This window comes from Microbacterium sp. NPDC077644, from assembly GCF_040702785.1.
In the GTDB taxonomy this organism is placed as follows: domain Bacteria; phylum Actinomycetota; class Actinomycetes; order Actinomycetales; family Microbacteriaceae; genus Microbacterium.
Genome location: NZ_JBFBME010000002.1, coordinates 110,431 through 128,870, shown reverse-complemented (window position 1 = coordinate 128,870; position 18,440 = coordinate 110,431). Strand labels below are relative to the sequence as shown.

Genomic DNA, 18,440 nt, shown 5'->3' with positions numbered 1-18,440 from the left:
TTTCACGCATGATACCGCGGGTTCACACTGAGAGCAGGTCGCGTGGCTCCGCCGCGCCCGTGAGTGAGGAAGCACCATGACCAGGACGACGGATGTCCGCACCGGCAACGCCGATATCGCAGAGCTCGCGGACGACGCGATCGAGCTCGTCAGGACCTGGCTCGTGGAGAGCCGAGAGATCCCCGCCGACACGGCAGCGGCGCGCCTCGCGGGGGTCCTCAGCGACCCGCACGGGCTTGACTTCACCGTCGGCTTCGTCGACGGAGTCGTGCGCCCGGAGGACCTCTCGGTCGCCGCGCGGAACCTCCGCGAGCTCGTGCCGCTGACTCCGGCCTTCCTTCCCGCTGCCCTGCGCGGTCTCATCCGACTCGGCGGCGCGCTCGCCCCCGCGTTCCCGGGCATCGTCGTGCCGATCAGCCGTCGCGTGCTGCGGAGCATGGTGCGCCACCTCATCGTGGACGCCACCGACTCCAAGCTCGGCAAAGCGATCCGCCGCATCCGCTCGGACGAAGGCGTGCATCTGAACGTCAACCTGCTCGGCGAGGCCATCCTCGGTCAGGACGAGGCAGCCCGGCGCCTGGAGGGCACGCGCCGCCTGCTCGAACGCGACGATGTCGACTACGTCTCGATCAAGGTGTCGTCCACGGTCGCGCCGCACAGTCCGTGGGCGTTCGACGACGCCGTCGCGCACGCCGCAGACGCGCTCCTGCCGCTCTACCGCATCGCCGTCGCAAGAGACAAGTTCATCAACCTCGACATGGAGGAGTACAAGGACCTCGACCTCACCATCGCGGTCTTCACCAGCATCCTCGACCGCGAAGAGTTCCGCGCGCTCGAGGCCGGCATCGTGCTGCAGGCCTACCTGCCCGATGCTCTGTCGGCCATGATCCGTCTGCAGGAGTGGGCGGCCGCACGCGTCGACGGCGGCGGAGCGCCGATCAAGGTGCGCGTCGTGAAGGGCGCGAACCTCCCCATGGAGCAGGTCGACGCCGAGACTCACGGCTGGCCCCTCGCCACGTGGCACAGCAAGGAGGCGTCGGATGCCTCGTACAAGGCCGTGCTCGACTACGCGCTGCGCCCCGAGCACGTCCGCAACGTCCGCATCGGCGTCGCCGGTCACAACCTCTTCGACATCGCCCTGGCCTGGTTGCTCGCGAACCGGCGGGGGATCGTCGGCTCCTCGCCGGCCGCAGGATCGGCGGGCGCGAGGAACGACCTGCCGATCGAGTTCGAGATGCTCCTCGGCATGGCCTCGGCGCAGGCGACCGTCGTCCGCCGGACGGTCGGGTCCCTCCTGCTCTACACGCCGGTCGTCCACCCGGCCGAGTTCGACGTCGCGATCGCCTACCTGATCCGTCGCCTCGAGGAGGGGGCATCCACGGACAACTTCATGTCGGCCGTCTTCGAACTCGACGCCGAACCCGCCCTGTTCGCCCGCGAGCGCGACCGTTTCCTCGCATCGATCGCCTCGATGCCGAAGGGCGTTCCTGCGCCGAACCGCAGGCAGGACCGCGGGCGCGCCGCCGATCAAGCGCCGTCCGACTCCTTCACGAACACTCCCGACACCGACCCGAGCCTGGCCGCGAACCGCGCATGGGGCGACGGCATCCGCGCCCGTATGGAATCCTCGACGCTCGGCGACGCCACCGTGAGCGAGAACACGCTGTCGGATGCTGCGGCGCTGGATGCCGTCATCGCCCGAGCGGTTGCCGCCGGCGCATCCTGGCGGGAACTCGGAGCCGAGGGGCGGGCGGCGATCCTCCACCGCGCCGGCGACGTGCTCGAGGCGCGCCGTGCCGACCTGCTCGAGGTCATGGGCTCCGAAGCCGGCAAAGTCCTCGAGCAGGGCGACCCGGAGGTGTCCGAGGCCATCGACTTCGCGCACTACTACGCCGAGAGCGCCAAGCGCGCCGAGGCGATCGAGGGGGCCGTGCACAAGCCGGTGGGCCTGACCGTCGTCACCCCGCCGTGGAACTTCCCCGTCGCGATCCCCGCAGGCTCCACGCTCGCCGCGCTCGCCGCCGGGTCTCCGGTCATCATCAAGCCCGCGCGCCAGGCGCGGCGATCCGGCGCTGTCATGATCGAGGCGCTGTGGGAGGCGGGAGTCCCGCGCGACGTCCTCCAGTACGTGCAGTTGGACGGCCGCGAGCTCGGGCAGCAGCTGGTGTCGAGCCCCGCGGTCGAGCGTGTCATCCTCACCGGCGGCTACGAGACCGCCGAGCTGTTCCGCAGCTTCCGCCCCGACCTTCCGCTGCTCGCAGAGACGAGCGGCAAGAACGCGATCATCGTCACCCCCAGTGCCGATCTCGACCTCGCCGCCAAGGACGTCGCCTACTCGGCGTTCGGGCATGCGGGGCAGAAGTGCTCCGCGGCATCCCTCGTGATCCTCGTCGGCACCGTGGCGACCAGCGAGCGCTTCCGCCGCCAGCTCATCGACGCCGTCGGCTCCTACAAGGTCGGCGACCCCAGCGACGGCACGAGCCGCATCGGGCCGCTCATCGGTCCGGCCGAGGGCAAGCTGCTGCACGCCCTGACCACGCTCGAGCCCGGCGAGAAGTGGGTCATCGAGCCCGAGCGCCTCGATGATGCCGGGCAACTGTGGAAGCCCGGCATCCGCGAAGGCGTCGCCGCCGGCAGCCCGTTCCACCTCACCGAGTACTTCGGGCCGGTGCTCGGCATCATGACGGCGAAGACCCTCGACGAGGCCGTCGATCTCGTGAACGCGATCGACTACGGCCTGACGAGCGGACTGCACTCCCTCGACGAGGACGAGGTCGCGCAGTGGCTCGCCGCCGTCCAGGCGGGAAACGTCTACGTCAACCGCGGCACCACCGGCGCCATCGTGCAGCGCCAGCCGTTCGGCGGCTGGAAGAAGGCGGCGGTCGGCGCGGGCACCAAGGCCGGCGGCCCGAACTACCTCGCAGGTCTCTCCGACTGGGACGACGCTCCGGTCGCGGCGGATGCGCCCACCGATGCCCTCTCGGCCGCAGCGCTCGCGGCGGCATCCGATCTGGACGCCGCCGCGACGGGCTGGCTGGCCGGCGCTCTGGCGACGGATGTCGCGGCGTGGCGCGACGAGTTCGGCGTCGTGCGCGACGTCACGAGCCTGAAGACCGAGCAGAACGCGCTGCGCTACCAGGCCGTGCCCGTGACGATCCGGATCGAGGATGCCGACACAGCCCGTGCGATCCGCGTGCTCGCCGCCGGTCTGCGCACGGGGTCGCGCCTCAGCGTGAGCACGGCGACCGAGCTGCCTGCGGCGGTGCGGTCGTGGTTGGCGGCAGCGGGTGTCGTGGCGGTCGTCGAGTCCGCGGATGCGTGGGCCGCCCGCGCCGGGAGGATCGCGGAGACGGGCGGGCGGATCCGTCTCGTCGGCGGAGACCTCGCCGCTGTCGCGGCTGCGACCGGGGGATCGCCCGCGGTCGCCGTGTACGCCGGGGCCGTCGTGAGCGCGGGCCGGATCGAGCTGCTGCCCTACCTGCGCGAGCAGGCCGTGTCGATCTCGTCGCACCGGTTCGGCACGCCGCGGCGCTACGAGATCGCGACGCTGACGTCGAGCTGACGCCGGTCGGACAGTTGTATAATCGCCGGGTGCTGTTCACGGAGAGCGCCCGGCGGGCGCGGAAGGCGGTCGCAGGCGCACATCGCGCCGGCGGCAGAGGCTGACCATCGGCCGGAGGCGGAAACCCGTCGCCGGCAGATCGTCGTACCCGGCATCCATCTGAGCGATGCCGGCTCTCATCTCACGCCTGAACAGAAAGCCTCACCATGCGTCCCATCGACGAGCGCGCCATCCGCGCATCCTTCATCAACGCCTCCCGCAAGGAGGCCTCATCGCTCACCCTTCCCCCCGGCTTCGCCGAGATCGACTTCGACAAGCTCGACTACCTCGGCTGGAACGACCCGAAGTTCGCCCGCCGGGCGTACCTTGTGGTCGAGATCGACGGTGTCCACACCGGAGTGCTCCTGCAGCGCGCCGAGCAGCGGGTCGCATCCCGCGCGCAATGCTCGTGGTGCGACGACGTCACTCTCCGCAACGACGTGCAGTTCTTCGCGGCGCGCAAGGCGGGGCCGGCCGGTCGAAACGGCGACACCGTCGGCACCCTCGCATGCTCGGAGTTCGGCTGCTCGCACACCGTGCGCCTGCTGCCTCCGCTCGCGTACGAGGGATTCGACCGCGAGGCTGCAAGGCTCGCCCGCATCGAACGGCTCGGCGAGAACGTTCGGGCCTTCGTCGGAGCCGTCGCCGGCTGAGACCGTCAGCCCAGCGCATCCCGGACGGCCAGCACGCCGCTGAGCGCCTCCTCGTGCGAGGTGCTCAGCGGCGACAGCCCGAGCCGGATGCCGTCGGGGAACCGGAAGTCCGGAATCACCCCGTCCTGCCACAGCGTCTTCGTCACCTCGGCGAAGTCCGGGTGGCCGATCGTGACGTGACCGCCGCGCAGTGCGGCGTCCCGCGGGCTGAGGAGCCGTACCCCGAGTGGTGCGAGCTCCTCGTCGAAGGCTCGCACGACCAGATCCGTCAGCGCCTTCGACTTCTCGCGCACGGCTTCGATGGTCGCCGCCTCGATGAGGTCGAGCATGCCCTGCATCGCCAGCATCCCGAGCACCGGCGGCGTGCCGCTGATGAACTGACGGATGCCGTCCGCCGGCGCATACGCCGAACTCATCGCGAACACGTCGCCGGCGCCCATCCATCCCTGAACGGGCTGGCGCAGCACACCGTGATGACGGGCGTTGACATACGCGAAGGCGGGGGAGCCCGGCCCGCCGTTCAGATACTTGTACGTGCACCCGACCGCGAGGTCGACTCCGCACGCGTCGAGTTCGGTCGGGATCACGCCGACCGAGTGGCAGAGGTCCCAGAGCATCAGAGCACCGGATGCGTGCACGGCATCCGTGATCGCGCTCATCTCGGCCAGCGCGCCCGAACGGTAGTCGACGTGGCTGAGCACGACGAGCGCTGTGCGCTCCGAGACCGCGCCTGAGACGTCGGCGACCTGAACCCCGGTGACCGGATCGGGCGCGATCCAGCGCAGCGTCAGCCCGCGTTCCGCGGCGATGCCCTCCGCGACGAACCGATCGGTGGGGAAGTTGCCCTCTTCGATCACGATCTCGGTCCGGTCCGGGCCGGCGGCGTCCACCGCCGCGCGCATGAGCTTGTACAGCAGCACCGTGGTCGAGTCTGCGACGACGGTCTGCCCCGCGGCAGCGCCGAGGCAGAGCGCGCCGATGCGATCGCCGAGCCGGGTCGGCAGGTCCATCCACTGCTCGTCCCACGAGCGGATCAGGCGCGTGCCCCAGTCGTGCTGCACGAACTGCTCCAGACGCGAGGGCAGGTCGCGCAGGGGCCTGCCGAGCGAGTTCCCGTCGAGGTAGGCGCTGACGCCTGGCGCGTCGACGAATGCGTCGCCGTACGCGGCGAGCGGATCACGGGCGTCGAGTTCGCGGCCTTCGGCGAGGAGATCGGTCATGTCAGGGCTCCAGGTCGGCGGGTGTGAGCGGTCGGGCGAGCAGCGGGTCGGGGCGGTCGCCGGGGATGAACAGCTCCCGCCCTCCGTCGACCGGTGCGAGGGAGCGGATCAGATCGTCGCCGTCGATGCCGACGTCGCGCAGCGCTGCGATCTCGCGCGCGTTGAGACCTGCGGGCGTATCGCCGTTGCCCATGTCGGTCCCGTACAGCACCGTGCCTCCGGCGGCATGGAACCGGCGGGCGTTGTCGATGGCCGTCGCGTACGCCCTGCCGGCGTGGATCGCGAGGGTCGAGATCCACTGCACGGATGCCGCCTGCTCAGCGATCTCGTCATCGGAGAGTCGTTCGGTGAACGGGGCATGCGCGAGCAGATCGGCGCCGAGCCGTGCCGCTCGCTGCGCTTCGCCGGGTCCCTCGGCGTGCGCGACGACAAGCAGCCCGTGGGATGCCGCGAGTTCGATGATCGCCGTGAACAGGTCGTCGGAGAACACCGGGCCCGCCGTGCTGTTGCTCGCGGCCTTGATGCAGCTCGCGCCGGCATCCGCCATCTCGGCGACGGCTGCGGCCGCGGCATCCGCATCTCCGATCTCGCGCACGGAACCCGCCGGCGCCCAGGCCCGGTCCGACGGGTAGCCGCCGGGCGGCGTCAGGAACGCCCCGGCGAATGCGATCTCGACACCGCGGCCGCCCTCGAGGCGAGCGATCACCTCCGGGTTCCCGCCGAGATCCACGACCCGCCCCAGCACAGAGCCCGCGAGCTGCGATGCGTCGACCAGCTGCAGGTGCACGTGGTGATCGGTGAATCCGCCGACCACGAAGCCGCGGGCGACCCTGCGCATCAGGCCCCGATCTCGGTGCGCACCGTGTACAGCTCGGGGAAGAACGTCAGTTCGAGCGCCTTCTGCAGGAACCCGACCCCGCTCGACCCTCCCGTGCCCGGCTTCATCCCGATCGTGCGGGTCACGGTCTTCAGGTGCCGGAACCGCCAGAACTGGAAGTTGTCCTCGAGGTCGACGAGGTCCTCGCACGCCTCGTACAGATCCCAGTGGGTGCGCGGATTCTCGTAGATCTCGCGGATCGCCGGCACGAGCGAGGGGTGCGGGCGGTACGGCTCGCGCACATCGCGCTCGAGGATCTCTGCCGGGATCGGGATGCCGCGGCGCGACGCATACCGCAGGAACTCGTCGTACAGCGTGGGCCGCTCGAACTCGGCCGTCAGCAGGGCGAGGTTGGCCGGGTGGTCGCGGAAGACCGACAGCATCCGCTCGTTCTTGTTGCCCAGGGCGAACTCCACGGCGCGGTACTGCACCGACTGGAAGCCGGACGAGTTGCCCAGCGCGCCGCGGAACTGCGCGTACTCGGTCGGGGTGAGGGTCGCGAGCACGGACCACTGCTGGGTCATGACGTCCTGAATGCGCTTGACGCGCGCGACGCGCTTGAGCGCTTCGCGCAGGTCGTCGCTGGCGAGCAGGGTGCGGGCGGAGGACAGCTCGTGCAGCATCTGCTTCAGCCACAGCTCGGTGGTCTGGTGCTGGATGATGAACAGCATCTCGTCGTGGTGCTCGGGGGCGCTCACCGGATGCTGCGCCGAGAGCAACTGGTCGAGGCCGAGATAGGACCCGTAGGTCATGCGTCCGGACAGATCGGTGACGATCGTCTCCTCGAGCCGTCGTTCGTTTCCGGCCGTCTCGTCCGCTTCGGTGCCCATGATCCTCGAGGATATCCTGACCGATCGGTCAGGCGTCAGGCCCGGGCGCCAACCCGCGCGCCAGTGCATCGAGTCCGTAGTCGAAGGCTCGCTCCACGTCGCCGCCGAGGCGGAACGCGCCGGCCAGCTCCATCTGCAGGAAGCCCGTCGCCCATGCCGTGAACAGGCGCGCCGCGTCGAGCGCGCGATCGTCGCCGACCAGCTCGCGCGCCGCTCGGAGGACGGGCGCCGCGGCGCGATCCAATGCCTCGAGGGGAGCGGATGCCGTGAAGATCAGCCGGAACGCCTCGGGATGCTCGTGCGCGAAGGCCCGATACGCGTCGGCGAGGCGGGGGAGGTCGCTGCCGGCGGATTCCAGCCGCGTGCCCAGGTCGTCGACGGCCGACGCCGCGACGGCGCTCACCAGCGCATCGCGATCACGGAACCGCTTGTAGAGGGACGGGGCGCGGACGCCGACGCGCGTGGCGACGGCCTGCATCGTGAGACCGGCCGGACCGCCGTCCTCGAGCAGCTCGCGCCCCGCGGCGATGATCTCGTTCGTCGATGTGCGTTCTCGAGCAGGCATCCGACCCCCATGGCTATTGACATTAGCTATGATAGCTACGTATCGTAGCCATCGCAAACCTCGCGAAGGGAATCGCCATGAAGCTCGCACCGCACCTGCACCGGCTGGGCAACGACGTCGTCGCCTCGTATCTCATCGATCTGCCGGGCGGCATCACGCTCGTCGACGCGGGCCTCCCCGGGCACTGGAACGACCTGCAGCACGAGCTCGCGTCGATCGGGCGCCCGCTCAGCGACGTCCGCGGTCTCGTCCTCACCCACGGCGACAGCGACCACATCGGCTTCGCCGAGCGGCTGCGCGCCGAGACGGGTGTGCCGGTCTTCATCCACGCCGGCGACGCGCACCGCGTGCGAACAGGTGAGAAGCCGAAGACGCCGATGGGGCCCATGCGCATCGGGCCGCTGGTGCGCTTCGCGGCCTACGGCATCCGCAAGAACGCCATGCGCACGCGGCACGTGCACGAGGCGACCGAGGTGCAGGACGGCGACGTGCTGGACCTGCCGGGATCCCCGGTCGTGATCGGGATGCCGGGTCACTCGCCTGGCAGCATCGCCGTGCACGTCCCGGCGGCGGATGCCGTGTTCGTCGGCGATGCTCTGACGACCAGGCATGTGCTGACCGGGCACGAGGGAGCGCAGCCGGCGCCGTTCACGGACGAGCCCGCTGAGGCGCTCGCATCCCTCGATCGGCTCGCCGCCGTTCCGGCGTCCTGGGTGCTGCCCGGCCACGGCGCGCCGTGGCGGGGGAGCCCGGCCGACATCGCGGCCGCGGTTCGGGCGGCTGGAGACACCCGTCGGTGACACTTGTCAGTCGGAATTACACATGTCAGTGATATTTGCCGGATTCTGCCGTGCATCCGTGATCGGGACCGACAGGTGTCCACCGGGGATGCGCTCAGCGGCCGGCGAGCACCTCGGCCGTCGTCGTGAGCGTCAATTGCGGCGGATAAAGGCCCATGACGTGCAACGCTGCGGCGTGGTTCTCGGCGGTGGAGCCGGCGCAGGCGTCGGTGGCGATCGTGACGCGCGCCCCCGCATCCGCGGCAGCCAGGGCGGTCGAGAGCACGCAGCAGTCCGTCGAGACGCCCGCCAGCACGAAGCGGCCTCCGTGCCCCACCAGAGCCTCCAACTCCGGGCCCCACTTCCCGAACGTCGGCAGATCGAGCGTCGGTCGGGTGGACAGCGCGGCGGCGTCCGGAACCAGATCGAACAGTGGATCGCTCGGCGGCTGGTCCGCGAACGGCCACGCGGCGAAGTACTCGCCCCACGAGGTCGAGCGGTCGGCGGTCGGCATCCATCGCGTCACGATCACGCGCTCGCCGAACGCGTCCGCGAGTGCTCGGATGCGCGGCATCGCCTCGGCGAAGAACGGCGATCCCCATTCCGAGTCGGGCGACGCGAAGATGTTCTGCGGGTCGATGACGACCAGCCACTCCTCGGTGGGCTCAGGGCTCGAGGAGCTCATGACTCCTGCCGCCGGATCTTCGCAGCCCGGGCGAACCACGTCACGAGGAACGACAGCACCAGCGCGAAGAACACGCCGAGGTTCGCGTACGCCCATTCGCCGTCACGCCCGCCGATGGCGAACAGCAGGTAGCCCTGCCAGTTGTTCCACGGCGCGGCATCCGCGAAGTTGTTGACGACGAGCCCCCAGCCGATGACCGACGCGACGACCATCGTGACGATCGAGGTCCAGTCCCACGCGCCGTAGCGGCCGCGCGCGTCGAACAGGGCGTCCTCGTCGTAGTCCTTCCGGCGTCGAAGGATGTCGGCGATGAGGATGCCGGCCCACGACGCGAGCGGCACGCCGAGCGTGATGAGGAACGACTGGAAGGGCCCGAGGAAGTCGGTCGCGAAGAACACCACCCAAATCGTGCCGAGCGTGAGGATGACGCCGTCGATCGCGGCGGCCGACGGTCGCGGGATGCGGATGCCGAGGCTGATCAGCGTCAGCCCCGAGGAGTAGATGCCGAGAACCGCGCCCGAGACCAGCGCGAGCACGGCGGTGAGCAGGAACGGCACGAGCACCCAGATCGGCAGCAGGGTCGCGAGCGCTCCGATCGGGTCGGCGCCGACGGCGGCCATCAGGTCGTCATCGGACCCGGCGAGCAGCAGACCGAACACGACGAGCAGCACGGGCGCGATCGCGCCGCCGAACGTGTTCCAGAACACGATCGCGCCGTCCGATGCCGTGCGCTTCTGATACCGCGACCAGTCGGCGGCGATGTTGATCCAGCCGAGGCCGAAGCCGGTCATGACCATGACGAGCGCGCCGATCACGGCGCCGATGCCGCCGGCGGGCAGGGCCATGACCGCGGCGAAGTCGATGTGCGGGATCGTGAGGATGACGTAGAGGATCGTGACGGCACCGGTGATCCAGGTGAGCACCGACTGCATCTTCATGATCGTGTGATAGCCGAGAACGGATGCCGCGACGATGAGCGCTGCGACCACGACGGTCGCGATGATCTTCAGGGCGACGCTGTCGCCGTCGCCGCCGAGCTGCGTGATGACGGTCGCAGTGGCGAGTACCGCCATGATGGCCAGGAACGTCTCCCACCCGATCGAGGTGAGCCACGACACGATGCCGGGCACCTTCTGACCGTGCACTCCGAAAGCGGCGCGGGAGAGCACCATGGTCGGAGCCGAGCCGCGCTTGCCGGCGATCGCGATCAGTCCGCACAGCGCGAACGAGATGACGATGCCGATGATCGACACGATCGTCGCCTGCCAGAACGAGATGCCGAAGCCGAGCACGAACGACCCGTACGACATGCCGAACACCGACACGTTGGCCGCGAACCACGGCCAGAACAGGTCGCGCGGCTTCGCCGTGCGCTCGGACTCGGGGATGATCTCGATGCCCGCGCGCTCGATCAGTGCCGGCGCTGCTGCGATCTTCTCTGACATGCCCCCATATTGGCACTGCGGCGGTGACCGCGGGGCGCGACCCTTCGACAGGCTCAGGGATCGACCGTCAGGCGGAGAAGAACGCCTCCGCGACGCGGGTGAGGTCGTGCAGGTCGCTGACGCCGGCGAGCTCACGGGCCGAGTGCATCGACAGGATCGGGATGCCGACGTCGACCGTGCGGATGCCCAGGCGCGTCGCAGTGATCGGGCCGATCGTCGACCCGCACGGCACGCTGTTGTTCGACACGAACTCCTGCGATGCGACCCCGGCGCTCTCGCACCAAGACGCCCACGCGGCTGCGCCGACGGCATCCGTCGCATAGCGCTGGTTCGCGTTGATCTTCAGGATCGGACCCGACCCCAGCAGCGGCTGGACGACCGGGTCGTGCTTGAACACGTAGTTGGGGTGCACCGAGTGTCCGACGTCGCTGGACAGGTGCCAGGATGCCGCGTACGCGCGGCGCTGCTCGGTCGCATCCGCTCCGAGGCCGGCGTACACCCGCGAGAGCACGTCTTCGAGGAAGGGGCCCGCGGCGCCCGAGCGCGACGCCGACCCGAGCTCCTCGTGGTCGAAAGCAGCGAGGACCGCGATCGAACCGCTTCCGGTCGCTGAGCCCGTCGAAGCGCCGGCCAGCGCGACGGTCCCGGCGTGGACGGATGCCAGGTCGTCGAGGCGGCCGCTGGCGAAGAACGCGCTGTCCTTGCCGAACACGGCTCCGCGTGCCGAGTCGGCGACGACCGCGTCGAATCCGCGGACGTCTCCGGCGTTCACGCCGGCGGATGCCGCGAGCTCGCCGAGGAGGTCCTCCTCGAGCGGATCGCCGAGCCCCCAGACCGGCTGCGTCTGCATCTGCTTGTCGAGGGTCAGCGCCTTGTTCGCCTCGCGGTCGAGGTGGATGGCGAGCTGCGGCAGGCGCAGCAGCGCTCCGGTGTCGGCGAGAACGACGCTGCCGTCGGCGAGCGCGAGGCGCCCGGCCAGGCGCAGCTCACGGTCGAGCCATGAGTTCAGCAGCGGCCCGCCGTACACCTCGACGCCCGCCTGCAGCCACCCGCGCGAACCCGTCGTCGGCTGCGGCTTGAGCTTGAAGCCGGGGGAGTCGGTGTGAGCGCCGAGGATCTGCGCGGGTACCGTGGGTGCGGCATCCGCCGGCACGATCCAGGCGATCACGGCGCCGTCGCGGACGACGACGAACCGCCCGCCCGGCTGAGCCGGCCAGTCCTCCAACTCGTCCAGCCGGGTGAATCCGACCTCCTCCAGGCGGCGCGCCACCTCGGCGGCGGCGTGATAGCTCGAGGGCGATGCGGAGACGAAATCGGCGAGGTCCTCGGCGTGAGCGAGGGCGGCGGGAGTGACGACCATGGGTTCGATCGTATCCGCGTCGCACGCGCCACCTGCTGTTCACAGCGGGGTGTTATGGTGTCGCGCGACAGTGCCTAGGGTTCCGGGGCTCACGCCCGACTGGTCCGAGCGGCACCACGGTCGCCCTTCGCAGGTCGACCGTCATCTGACAGGAAAAAAGCCCGGAGGAGCCCGTTCGTCGCGCCCGCTGACGGACAGAAGGCTCCCATGTCTGCACTCGCTCTCGTCCTCGTCTTCTCCGCCGCCGTCGCGCACGCCGTGTGGAACGTCATCGCCCACGGCATCAGCCGTGCCGGCATCCCGTTCCTGTGGTGCGGAGCCGTCGCCGGTGCCGTCATCTGGGGCGTCGCCATCCCGTTCACAGGCGGGATGCAGCAGAGCGATCTGACCGGGTTCCTCATCGGCGTCGGTGTCTCGGGAGTGCTGCACGTCGTCTACATGCTCGTGCTCCAGCACGGCTACCGCGTGGGCAACCTCTCCACGGTGTACGCGACGGCGCGGGGGAGCGGTCCGTTCCTGGCGGTGATCGCGGCCATCGTCATGCTGGGGGAGAAGCCGTCGGGGTGGGCCCTGGTCGGTGTCGCGGCCATCATCGCCGGAGTGGTCGCGCTCGGCCTGGTCGATCGCCCGTCGCGCGGCGACACCCGTCGGCGCGTCGATCCCTCGCTGGTGTTCGGTCTGCTCACCGGCGTCGCGATCGCGACGTACACGATCTGGGATACCCACGCCGTCCGCGAATGGCACCTGGCGCCCATCCCGTACATGGTCGGGACATGCGTCATGGAGATCCTCATCTACTCCGTGATGCTGCGCGGGCGGTGGCGTGAGACGGCGGCGTTCGCCCGATTCCAGTGGCGGCGGATCGTCGTGTTCGGATTCCTGTCCCCGCTGTCGTACATCCTCATCCTCATCGCGGTGACGCTCGCGCCCGTCGCGCTCGTCGCACCGCTGCGCGAGGTCAGCGTCGTGCTGGTGAGCCTGTTCGGCGTCCTCGCCCTGAAGGAGAGCAGGCCGGTGGCGAGGCTGGGAGCGTCCGGGATCGTGGTGGCCGGGATCGTCCTGCTCGCGCTCTGACTGCGTGACCCCGTGCGCTCAGTGGAAGCTGACGAGCCCGGCCTGAGCGGCCGTGACGAGGATCTGCACCCGGTCGCGGACATGCCACTTCGACATGATGCGCCCGAGGTGCGCCTTGACCGTGCCCTCGGAGACGATGAGCGCACGCGCGATCTCGGCGTTGGACATGCCCTGGGACAGGCACTCGAGAACCTCGGTCTCGCGCTCGGTGAGCGCTTCGAGCTCATCCGCGCGGGCGCCGGTCGGCGCCTCATCGCGGACGTGCTTGATGAGGAGCGACGCGATCGACGGGGACAGCGAGCTGGCCCCGCTGTGCACCTCGCGGACGGCGGCGAGGATGCTGTCGGCGCTGGAGTCCTTGAGCATGTAGCCGGATGCTCCGGCGCTCAGCATCGGCAGCACGGTGTCACTGCCGTCGAGAGTCGTGACGGCGAGGATGCGCACGTCGGGCCAGCGCTCGGCGATCCTGCCCGTGGCCTCGATGCCGTTCATCTCGGGCATCTGCACGTCCATCATCACGACGTCGGGGCGGTCCTTCTCGACGAACGCGATCGCCTCGAGCCCGGTCTCCGCCTCGCCGATGACGTCGATCTCAGGATCGCGTGACACGAAGTGCGAAAGCGCGGTGCGCACGAGGGGATCGTCGTCGACGATGAGGACACGGATCTGCGGCATGAAGGAAGCCTAACGGTGGGTACTTGTGCCCATGGCGCCCATATAGACGTTTGGCTATCAAAGAGTGAACGAGAGTCAGATGTGCTCTCGGATTCCCACCGAGAGGATGAATACAGACATTCGACGAAAGACGTAATTTAGGTGGTGAACACTATGTCGTTTTGGGAACAGCTTGCTCGCGCACTTGGCATCATCCGCTAGATTACCTGGCGAATAGGAGATAGTGAACCTATGCGCCTCACATCAGCCAAGGACAATCCGGGCCTCCTTCGGCTGACACGCGAAGAATCGCTGAGCCTCCCCGAGCGCGTGACGATGCTCGCGGTCATCGGGGTCCTGGTCATAGGCGATGTCATCGGCATCATCTTCACGCCCGGCGTGGATGTACCGGCGCTGCTTCTCAGCGTCGCAACCACCTCTGCATTCGCCCTCTTTCTGTGGTCGCCGTGGATTGCCACGGCCACACTGGGGATCGTGTTCGGGTTGTCGTTTCTGACGGGAACCGAGTTCACCGTGATCCTCGCTGCAGCGGTGGCGGCTGGTCTCGTGATGAGGCTGGGCAGTACCGCACTGATATTCACGTACCTCGGTTCCTTCCTGGTTGCTACGGCGATCGTGGCCTACGGCGATCTGGGCACCCCGGTCAACGTCGGCATCTACCTGATCATCGCGACCGTGGCGGGTGCGATCGGCTTCGCGCTGCGCGTCGCCTCCGCACGCGGACATCGCCTCGAGGAGAAGCTCGCCGTCCAGGCCGAGCAGGAACGCCAGGCCGTCCTCGCCGAGCGGCGCTGGATCGCCGGCGAGCTCCACGACAGCATCGCGCACCACCTCACGGTGGTGGCTCTGCACGTCCAGATGCTCGACGACCCCAAGATCAGTCGTGACTCGCAGGAGGCGATCAGCGCCGCCGCGCGCAAGGCGATGGCCGATCTGCGCTTCGTCATCGAACTCGCCGACGACGGCCCTCGCGCTTCGGTCGTCCAGACCGGCGACCTCGCCGAGGCCATCGATGAGGCCCGCACCGAGATCGAGGCCGCCGGGCACCCGGTCGTCACCGAAGGAGACCCCCGCGACGGGCGCCTGCCGCGTATCGCCGAGATCGTCCTCGGGCGCATCGTACGCGAGTCGGCGACGAACATCCTCAAGCACGCCGGTGCCGGTGAGGTCGGCATCCGCCTTGTCGTGGATGACGAGGCCGCAGCCCTGACGATCAGCAGTCCGCTTCCACATACGCCGCGACGCGATCTGCCGTCGAGCGGGACCGGCCTGAACCGCATGGCCGAGCGCGTCATCGGAGCCAGCGGCCAGTTCAGCGCGCAGGCGGTCGACGGGCAGTGGCGCGTCGCCGCCCGGCTCCCCGTCACCTGAGCTGCGCCTCAGTTCTGGACGAACGTCCAATGCGGAATCGACGTTCGTGTCTTATGAGTCGCTCGGGTGAGTTCTACGTTCGGAGTACCCCAGAAATAGCGTCCCCAGCGCTGACCGCGGGCGCGAACGATCTGAAGCATCGCGCTCGCGGTTTTTCTCTGCCCTGACGGCTCCGTCCCGAGCGCCGCCGACGCCCGACAGCCGCACGGTTCAGCCCGTGTTCATGCCGCGAGGACCAGGACGACAGTCGGGTAAACGCCAGGGAAACTCTTCCCGGTTCGGCGCAGGGCGCCGAGATTCGGATGCCACAGTGGATCTCACTTCCCCTCGCTCCGAAAGGCCCATCATGACGCGTCCATCCGCGCCTGCGGACTCCGCTGACCTCGTGGTCGTCGGGGCCGGCATCGTCGGGCTCGGGGCGGCGTTCGCGGCCGTCCGTCGCGGACTCAGCGTCATCGTCGTCGATCGCACCGAGAAGCCGGTCGGAGCGACCGTCCGCAACTTCGGGCATCTCTGCATCGGCGCGCAGGCTGGCCTGGCGCGCGAGCTCGCCGACATCGCACGCCCCATCTGGCTGCACCTCGCCGAGGCCGCCGGCTTCTGGCTCCGCGAATCCGGGACGCTGATCGCAGCGAGGGACCACGACGAACTCGCCCTCCTCGAGCGCGCCGCCGCAGACGGCGGAGTGAGCCTGCTCACCGCCGACGAGCTCCGCAGCAGCGCTCCGATCCGCGAAGACGCCGTGATCGGCGGTGCCCGCATCGCCACCGACCTGCAGACGAACCCGCGCGAGGCCGCCGGCGCGATCATCCGGCATCTCGCCGAGCTCGGTGTCGAATTCCGCTTCCGCACCGCCGTCACCGCGGCATCCGGCACGCGCGTCGAGACCACACGCGGATCGATCAGCGCCGGACGGGTCGTCGTCGCCGTGAACCACGACGTCGACCAGCTGCTCCCGGAGGTCGCCGAGCGCGTCGGCGTCGTCCGCTGCGCTCTCGACATGATGCGCGTCAGCGCGACCCTGTCGCGTCCGCTGGAGGCGCCGCTGCTGACCGGGTGGTCGCTGCTGCGCTACGGACGCTTCACCGCATACCCCGAGACTGCGCGTCTGCGCGAGCGCATGCATGCGGAGCGCCCCGACCTCGCCGCGCTCGACCTGAACCAGATGTACACGCAGCTGCCCGACGGCACGCTCATCCTCGGCGACTCGCATGCCCGTGGCATCCATCCCTCGCCGTTCCAGCCCGAGTCGGCATTCGAGGCGTTCCTGGACGAGGCGCGAGCGCTGCTCGACCTCGGCGACCTCCGCGTCGTGGAGCGCTGGCAGGGCGTCTACGCATCCGGACCCGACGAGTTCCTCATGGAAGAACCCGAGCCCGGCCTGCACGTCATCGGTGCGACGACGGGAATCGGCATGACCACCGGATTCGGACTCGCCGAACGCACGATCGCCGCAGCATACGAACGAGCACCGCAGCTCGCAGAAGAAGGAGCATCATGACCGCCATCGAACTCGTCGTCCTCGACATGGCAGGGACGACTGTCCGAGATGACGGCGTCGTGGAGCAGGCATTCCAGCGCGCCGCTGAGCGCACCGGCGTCGCCGATCGGATGCCGTGGCCCGAGGCGCTGCAGTACGTGCGCGACACGATGGGCATGTCGAAGATCGATGTGTTCACACACGTCGCCGCAGGCGATGTCGCCGCAGCCACCGCAGCGACCGCGGCCTTCGAGGGCGCCTACGCCGAGATCATCGCCGAGCAGGGCGCCGAGGAGATTCCCGGCGCAGCCGATGCGATCCGCGCCCTGCGCGACGCCGGACTCTCGGTCGTCCTCACGACCGGCTTCGCCCCGGTCACGCGCGACGCGCTGATCGACGCGCTGGGCTGGGGCGACCTGGTCGACCTGGCGCTGTCGCCGATCGATGCCGGTCGCGGCCGGCCCGCCCCCGACCTCGTTCTCACGGCGCTGCTGCGCATGGGCGCGTCGTCGGTCCAGGCCGTCGCCGTGGCAGGAGACACCGCCAGCGACGTCGAGACCGGCCGCAGGGCGGGCGCCGGCTTCGTCGCCGGCGTCCTCTCGGGGGCGCACGACCGTGCCGCGCTCGACAGCGCGGATGCCGTGCTCGACAGCGTCGTGGACCTGCCGACAGCGCTCGCGGAGCGCGGGCTGATGCGTCCGGTCCTCGCAGCACGGACGCCGTGACATGCGTGTTCTGGCTCCGCATGAGGAGCGACACGACGTCACTCTGAGGCCGGCTGCGATCGCGAGGGTCTGGCTCGGCGCCGGGCAGGCGCACGAGACGGTCGCCGTTCCAGGGGTCGCGCTGGGGAACGCCGACGCTCTCGTCGCCGTCGAGATGTCGACGATATGCGGTTCGGATGTGCACACCGTCGCCGGGCATCGCCCCGCTCCGACGCCCCTGGTGCTCGGGCACGAGAGCGTCGGTCGCATCATCGCGGTCGGCGACGACGGCGTGAAGACCGTCGACGGATCCGATCTGCGCGTGGGCGACCGCGTGGTGTGGTCGGTGACGGTGTCGTGCGGCGCGTGCGATCGGTGCAGCGCGGGGCATCCGCAGAAGTGCCGCTCACTGCACAAGTACGGGCACGAGCGGATCGGCCCTCGCTGGGAGCTGACCGGGGCGTTCGCCACGCACGTGCACCTGCGAGCGGGCACAGCCATCGTCCGGGTGCCCGAGGCTCTGCCGTCCGCGGTCCTCGCGCCGGCATCGTGCGCAACGGCGACGGCGTGGGCGGCTGTCGGCCGTGGCGCGGCCGGTCGTGATCTGGAGGGGCGGCGCGTGCTCGTGTACGGCGCGGGCCTGGTCGGATTGTCGGCGGTCGCCATCGCGGCGGATGCCGGAGCCGAGGTGACGGTCGTCGATCCGTCGCCCGCGCGCCGGGCATTCGCCGAGCGGTTCGGGGGGACCGCGGCGACCACCGCATCCGAGCCGGCCGACATCGTGATCGAGGCATCCGGTCATGCTGTCGTCGACGCGATCGCCGCGGCGGACGTCGGCGGCACCGTGGTTCTGGTCGGGAGCGTGTTCCCCGCCGACCCCGTGCCGGTGGATGCCGAGGATGCCGTGCGCCGCCTGCTGACCATCACCGGAGTGCACAACTACACCGGCCGCGACCTCGCAGCGGCAGCAGGATTCCTCGCCGGAACCGGACGGGCCTACCCGTTCGCCGAGGCTGTCGGAGAGGTCTTCCCATTGGCGGACGTGGATGCCGCGATCACCGCGGCATCAGCTCCCGGCGCCCCGCTACGCGTAGCGATCAACCCGCGCTGAGGTCGTCGCC

Annotated in this window: 16 protein-coding genes; 8 read left to right on the top strand and 8 right to left on the bottom strand. The window is 69.7% G+C overall.

Features of this window, described 5'->3' with window-relative positions:
- The first annotated feature begins 76 nt into the window (after nucleotides 1-76).
- Both AB0269_RS07545 and AB0269_RS07540 read left to right on the top strand, forming a co-directional pair.
- Nucleotides 77-3,562 (top strand): bifunctional proline dehydrogenase/L-glutamate gamma-semialdehyde dehydrogenase, encoded by a 3,486-nt coding sequence (locus tag AB0269_RS07545; RefSeq protein ID WP_366210634.1) that lies wholly within the window; start codon nucleotides 77-79, stop codon nucleotides 3,560-3,562.
- A 206-nt stretch (nucleotides 3,563-3,768) separates the two neighbouring features.
- A complete protein-coding gene (locus AB0269_RS07540) occupies nucleotides 3,769-4,254 on the top strand; it encodes an FBP domain-containing protein (RefSeq protein WP_366210633.1) in 486 nt (161 codons plus the stop codon).
- A 5-nt stretch (nucleotides 4,255-4,259) separates the two neighbouring features.
- On the opposite strand, the gene AB0269_RS07535 is transcribed toward AB0269_RS07540, so the two are convergent.
- From AB0269_RS07535 to AB0269_RS07520, 4 genes are read right to left on the bottom strand one after another with little or no spacing between them, the layout of a single operon-like run.
- Nucleotides 4,260-5,474 (bottom strand): aminotransferase class V-fold PLP-dependent enzyme, encoded by a 1,215-nt coding sequence (locus AB0269_RS07535; protein WP_366210632.1) that lies wholly within the window; start codon nucleotides 5,472-5,474, stop codon nucleotides 4,260-4,262.
- Between the two features lies 1 nt (nucleotide 5,475).
- Nucleotides 5,476-6,312, bottom strand: coding sequence for a hydrolase (locus tag AB0269_RS07530; RefSeq protein ID WP_366210631.1), 837 nt, complete (start codon nucleotides 6,310-6,312; stop codon nucleotides 5,476-5,478).
- A complete protein-coding gene (locus AB0269_RS07525; RefSeq protein ID WP_366210630.1) occupies nucleotides 6,312-7,181 on the bottom strand; it encodes a tryptophan 2,3-dioxygenase family protein in 870 nt (289 codons plus the stop codon). Before AB0269_RS07525 ends, AB0269_RS07530 begins: the two co-directional genes overlap by 1 nt.
- A gap of 28 nt (nucleotides 7,182-7,209) precedes the next feature.
- The gene (locus AB0269_RS07520; RefSeq protein WP_366210629.1) at nucleotides 7,210-7,746 is read right to left on the bottom strand and encodes a TetR/AcrR family transcriptional regulator; all 537 of its coding nucleotides are present in this window, start codon (nucleotides 7,744-7,746) and stop codon (nucleotides 7,210-7,212) included.
- 77 nt (nucleotides 7,747-7,823) lie between these two features.
- Between AB0269_RS07520 and AB0269_RS07515 the strand changes: the two genes are divergently transcribed.
- The gene (locus AB0269_RS07515) at nucleotides 7,824-8,546 is read left to right on the top strand and encodes an MBL fold metallo-hydrolase (protein WP_366210628.1); all 723 of its coding nucleotides are present in this window, start codon (nucleotides 7,824-7,826) and stop codon (nucleotides 8,544-8,546) included.
- Between the two features lie 94 nt (nucleotides 8,547-8,640).
- Here AB0269_RS07515 and AB0269_RS07510 read toward each other — a convergent pair whose 3' ends face one another.
- The 3 genes from AB0269_RS07510 to AB0269_RS07500 form a co-directional block, all read right to left on the bottom strand.
- Complete coding sequence (locus AB0269_RS07510) at nucleotides 8,641-9,210, bottom strand: cysteine hydrolase (RefSeq protein ID WP_366210627.1); 570 nt, start codon at nucleotides 9,208-9,210, stop codon at nucleotides 8,641-8,643.
- Nucleotides 9,207-10,655, bottom strand: a complete 1,449-nt coding sequence (locus AB0269_RS07505; RefSeq protein WP_366210626.1) for a cytosine permease — start codon at nucleotides 10,653-10,655, stop codon at nucleotides 9,207-9,209. The genes AB0269_RS07510 and AB0269_RS07505 overlap by 4 nt, the downstream gene beginning before the upstream one ends.
- Before the next feature lie 67 nt (nucleotides 10,656-10,722).
- Nucleotides 10,723-12,015: a M18 family aminopeptidase gene (locus AB0269_RS07500; RefSeq protein WP_366210625.1), complete on the bottom strand. Its 1,293-nt coding sequence runs from the start codon at nucleotides 12,013-12,015 to the stop codon at nucleotides 10,723-10,725.
- Nucleotides 12,016-12,222: 207 nt separating this feature from the next.
- Here AB0269_RS07500 and AB0269_RS07495 point away from each other — a divergent pair, with 207 nt between their 5' ends.
- Nucleotides 12,223-13,089: an EamA family transporter gene (locus tag AB0269_RS07495; protein WP_366210624.1), complete on the top strand. Its 867-nt coding sequence runs from the start codon at nucleotides 12,223-12,225 to the stop codon at nucleotides 13,087-13,089.
- Between the two features lie 18 nt (nucleotides 13,090-13,107).
- Here the strand turns inward: AB0269_RS07495 and AB0269_RS07490 are convergent, their stop codons facing one another.
- Nucleotides 13,108-13,764, bottom strand: coding sequence for a response regulator transcription factor (locus AB0269_RS07490; RefSeq protein WP_175985076.1), 657 nt, complete (start codon nucleotides 13,762-13,764; stop codon nucleotides 13,108-13,110).
- A 231-nt stretch (nucleotides 13,765-13,995) separates the two neighbouring features.
- Here AB0269_RS07490 and AB0269_RS07485 point away from each other — a divergent pair, with 231 nt between their 5' ends.
- From AB0269_RS07485 to AB0269_RS07470, 4 genes are all read left to right on the top strand, one after another.
- On the top strand, nucleotides 13,996-15,135 hold the full coding sequence (locus AB0269_RS07485) for a histidine kinase (protein ID WP_366210623.1): 1,140 nt from the start codon (nucleotides 13,996-13,998) through the stop codon (nucleotides 15,133-15,135).
- Nucleotides 15,136-15,481: 346 nt separating this feature from the next.
- Nucleotides 15,482-16,636, top strand: coding sequence for a TIGR03364 family FAD-dependent oxidoreductase (locus AB0269_RS07480; RefSeq protein ID WP_366210622.1), 1,155 nt, complete (start codon nucleotides 15,482-15,484; stop codon nucleotides 16,634-16,636).
- The gene (locus AB0269_RS07475; RefSeq protein WP_366210621.1) at nucleotides 16,633-17,340 is read left to right on the top strand and encodes an HAD family hydrolase; all 708 of its coding nucleotides are present in this window, start codon (nucleotides 16,633-16,635) and stop codon (nucleotides 17,338-17,340) included. The genes AB0269_RS07480 and AB0269_RS07475 overlap by 4 nt, the downstream gene beginning before the upstream one ends.
- Before the next feature lies 1 nt (nucleotide 17,341).
- Nucleotides 17,342-18,430 carry an alcohol dehydrogenase catalytic domain-containing protein gene (locus tag AB0269_RS07470; protein WP_366210620.1) on the top strand — a complete coding sequence of 363 codons (1,089 nt, stop codon included), beginning with the start codon at nucleotides 17,342-17,344 and terminating at the stop codon, nucleotides 18,428-18,430.
- Nucleotides 18,431-18,440 lie beyond the last annotated feature (10 nt).

Excerpts from the sequence above, each read along its gene's own strand:
- AB0269_RS07485 (WP_366210623.1), top strand. The coding sequence starts at position 13,996 with ATGCGCCTCACATCAGCCAAGGACAATCCGGGCCTCCTTCGGCTGACA.
- AB0269_RS07515 (WP_366210628.1), top strand. The coding sequence starts at position 7,824 with ATGAAGCTCGCACCGCACCTGCACCGGCTGGGCAACGACGTCGTCGCC.
- AB0269_RS07475 (WP_366210621.1), top strand. The coding sequence starts at position 16,633 with ATGACCGCCATCGAACTCGTCGTCCTCGACATGGCAGGGACGACTGTC.
- AB0269_RS07520 (WP_366210629.1), bottom strand. The coding sequence starts at position 7,746 with ATGCCTGCTCGAGAACGCACATCGACGAACGAGATCATCGCCGCGGGG.
- AB0269_RS07505 (WP_366210626.1), bottom strand. The coding sequence starts at position 10,655 with ATGTCAGAGAAGATCGCAGCAGCGCCGGCACTGATCGAGCGCGCGGGC.
- AB0269_RS07545 (WP_366210634.1), top strand. The coding sequence starts at position 77 with ATGACCAGGACGACGGATGTCCGCACCGGCAACGCCGATATCGCAGAG.
- AB0269_RS07480 (WP_366210622.1), top strand. The coding sequence starts at position 15,482 with ATGACGCGTCCATCCGCGCCTGCGGACTCCGCTGACCTCGTGGTCGTC.
- AB0269_RS07490 (WP_175985076.1), bottom strand. The coding sequence starts at position 13,764 with ATGCCGCAGATCCGTGTCCTCATCGTCGACGACGATCCCCTCGTGCGC.
- AB0269_RS07500 (WP_366210625.1), bottom strand. The coding sequence starts at position 12,015 with ATGGTCGTCACTCCCGCCGCCCTCGCTCACGCCGAGGACCTCGCCGAT.
- AB0269_RS07510 (WP_366210627.1), bottom strand. The coding sequence starts at position 9,210 with ATGAGCTCCTCGAGCCCTGAGCCCACCGAGGAGTGGCTGGTCGTCATC.
- AB0269_RS07540 (WP_366210633.1), top strand. The coding sequence starts at position 3,769 with ATGCGTCCCATCGACGAGCGCGCCATCCGCGCATCCTTCATCAACGCC.
- AB0269_RS07495 (WP_366210624.1), top strand. The coding sequence starts at position 12,223 with ATGTCTGCACTCGCTCTCGTCCTCGTCTTCTCCGCCGCCGTCGCGCAC.
- AB0269_RS07470 (WP_366210620.1), top strand. The coding sequence starts at position 17,342 with ATGCGTGTTCTGGCTCCGCATGAGGAGCGACACGACGTCACTCTGAGG.
- AB0269_RS07535 (WP_366210632.1), bottom strand. The coding sequence starts at position 5,474 with ATGACCGATCTCCTCGCCGAAGGCCGCGAACTCGACGCCCGTGATCCG.
- AB0269_RS07530 (WP_366210631.1), bottom strand. The coding sequence starts at position 6,312 with ATGCGCAGGGTCGCCCGCGGCTTCGTGGTCGGCGGATTCACCGATCAC.
- AB0269_RS07525 (WP_366210630.1), bottom strand. The coding sequence starts at position 7,181 with ATGGGCACCGAAGCGGACGAGACGGCCGGAAACGAACGACGGCTCGAG.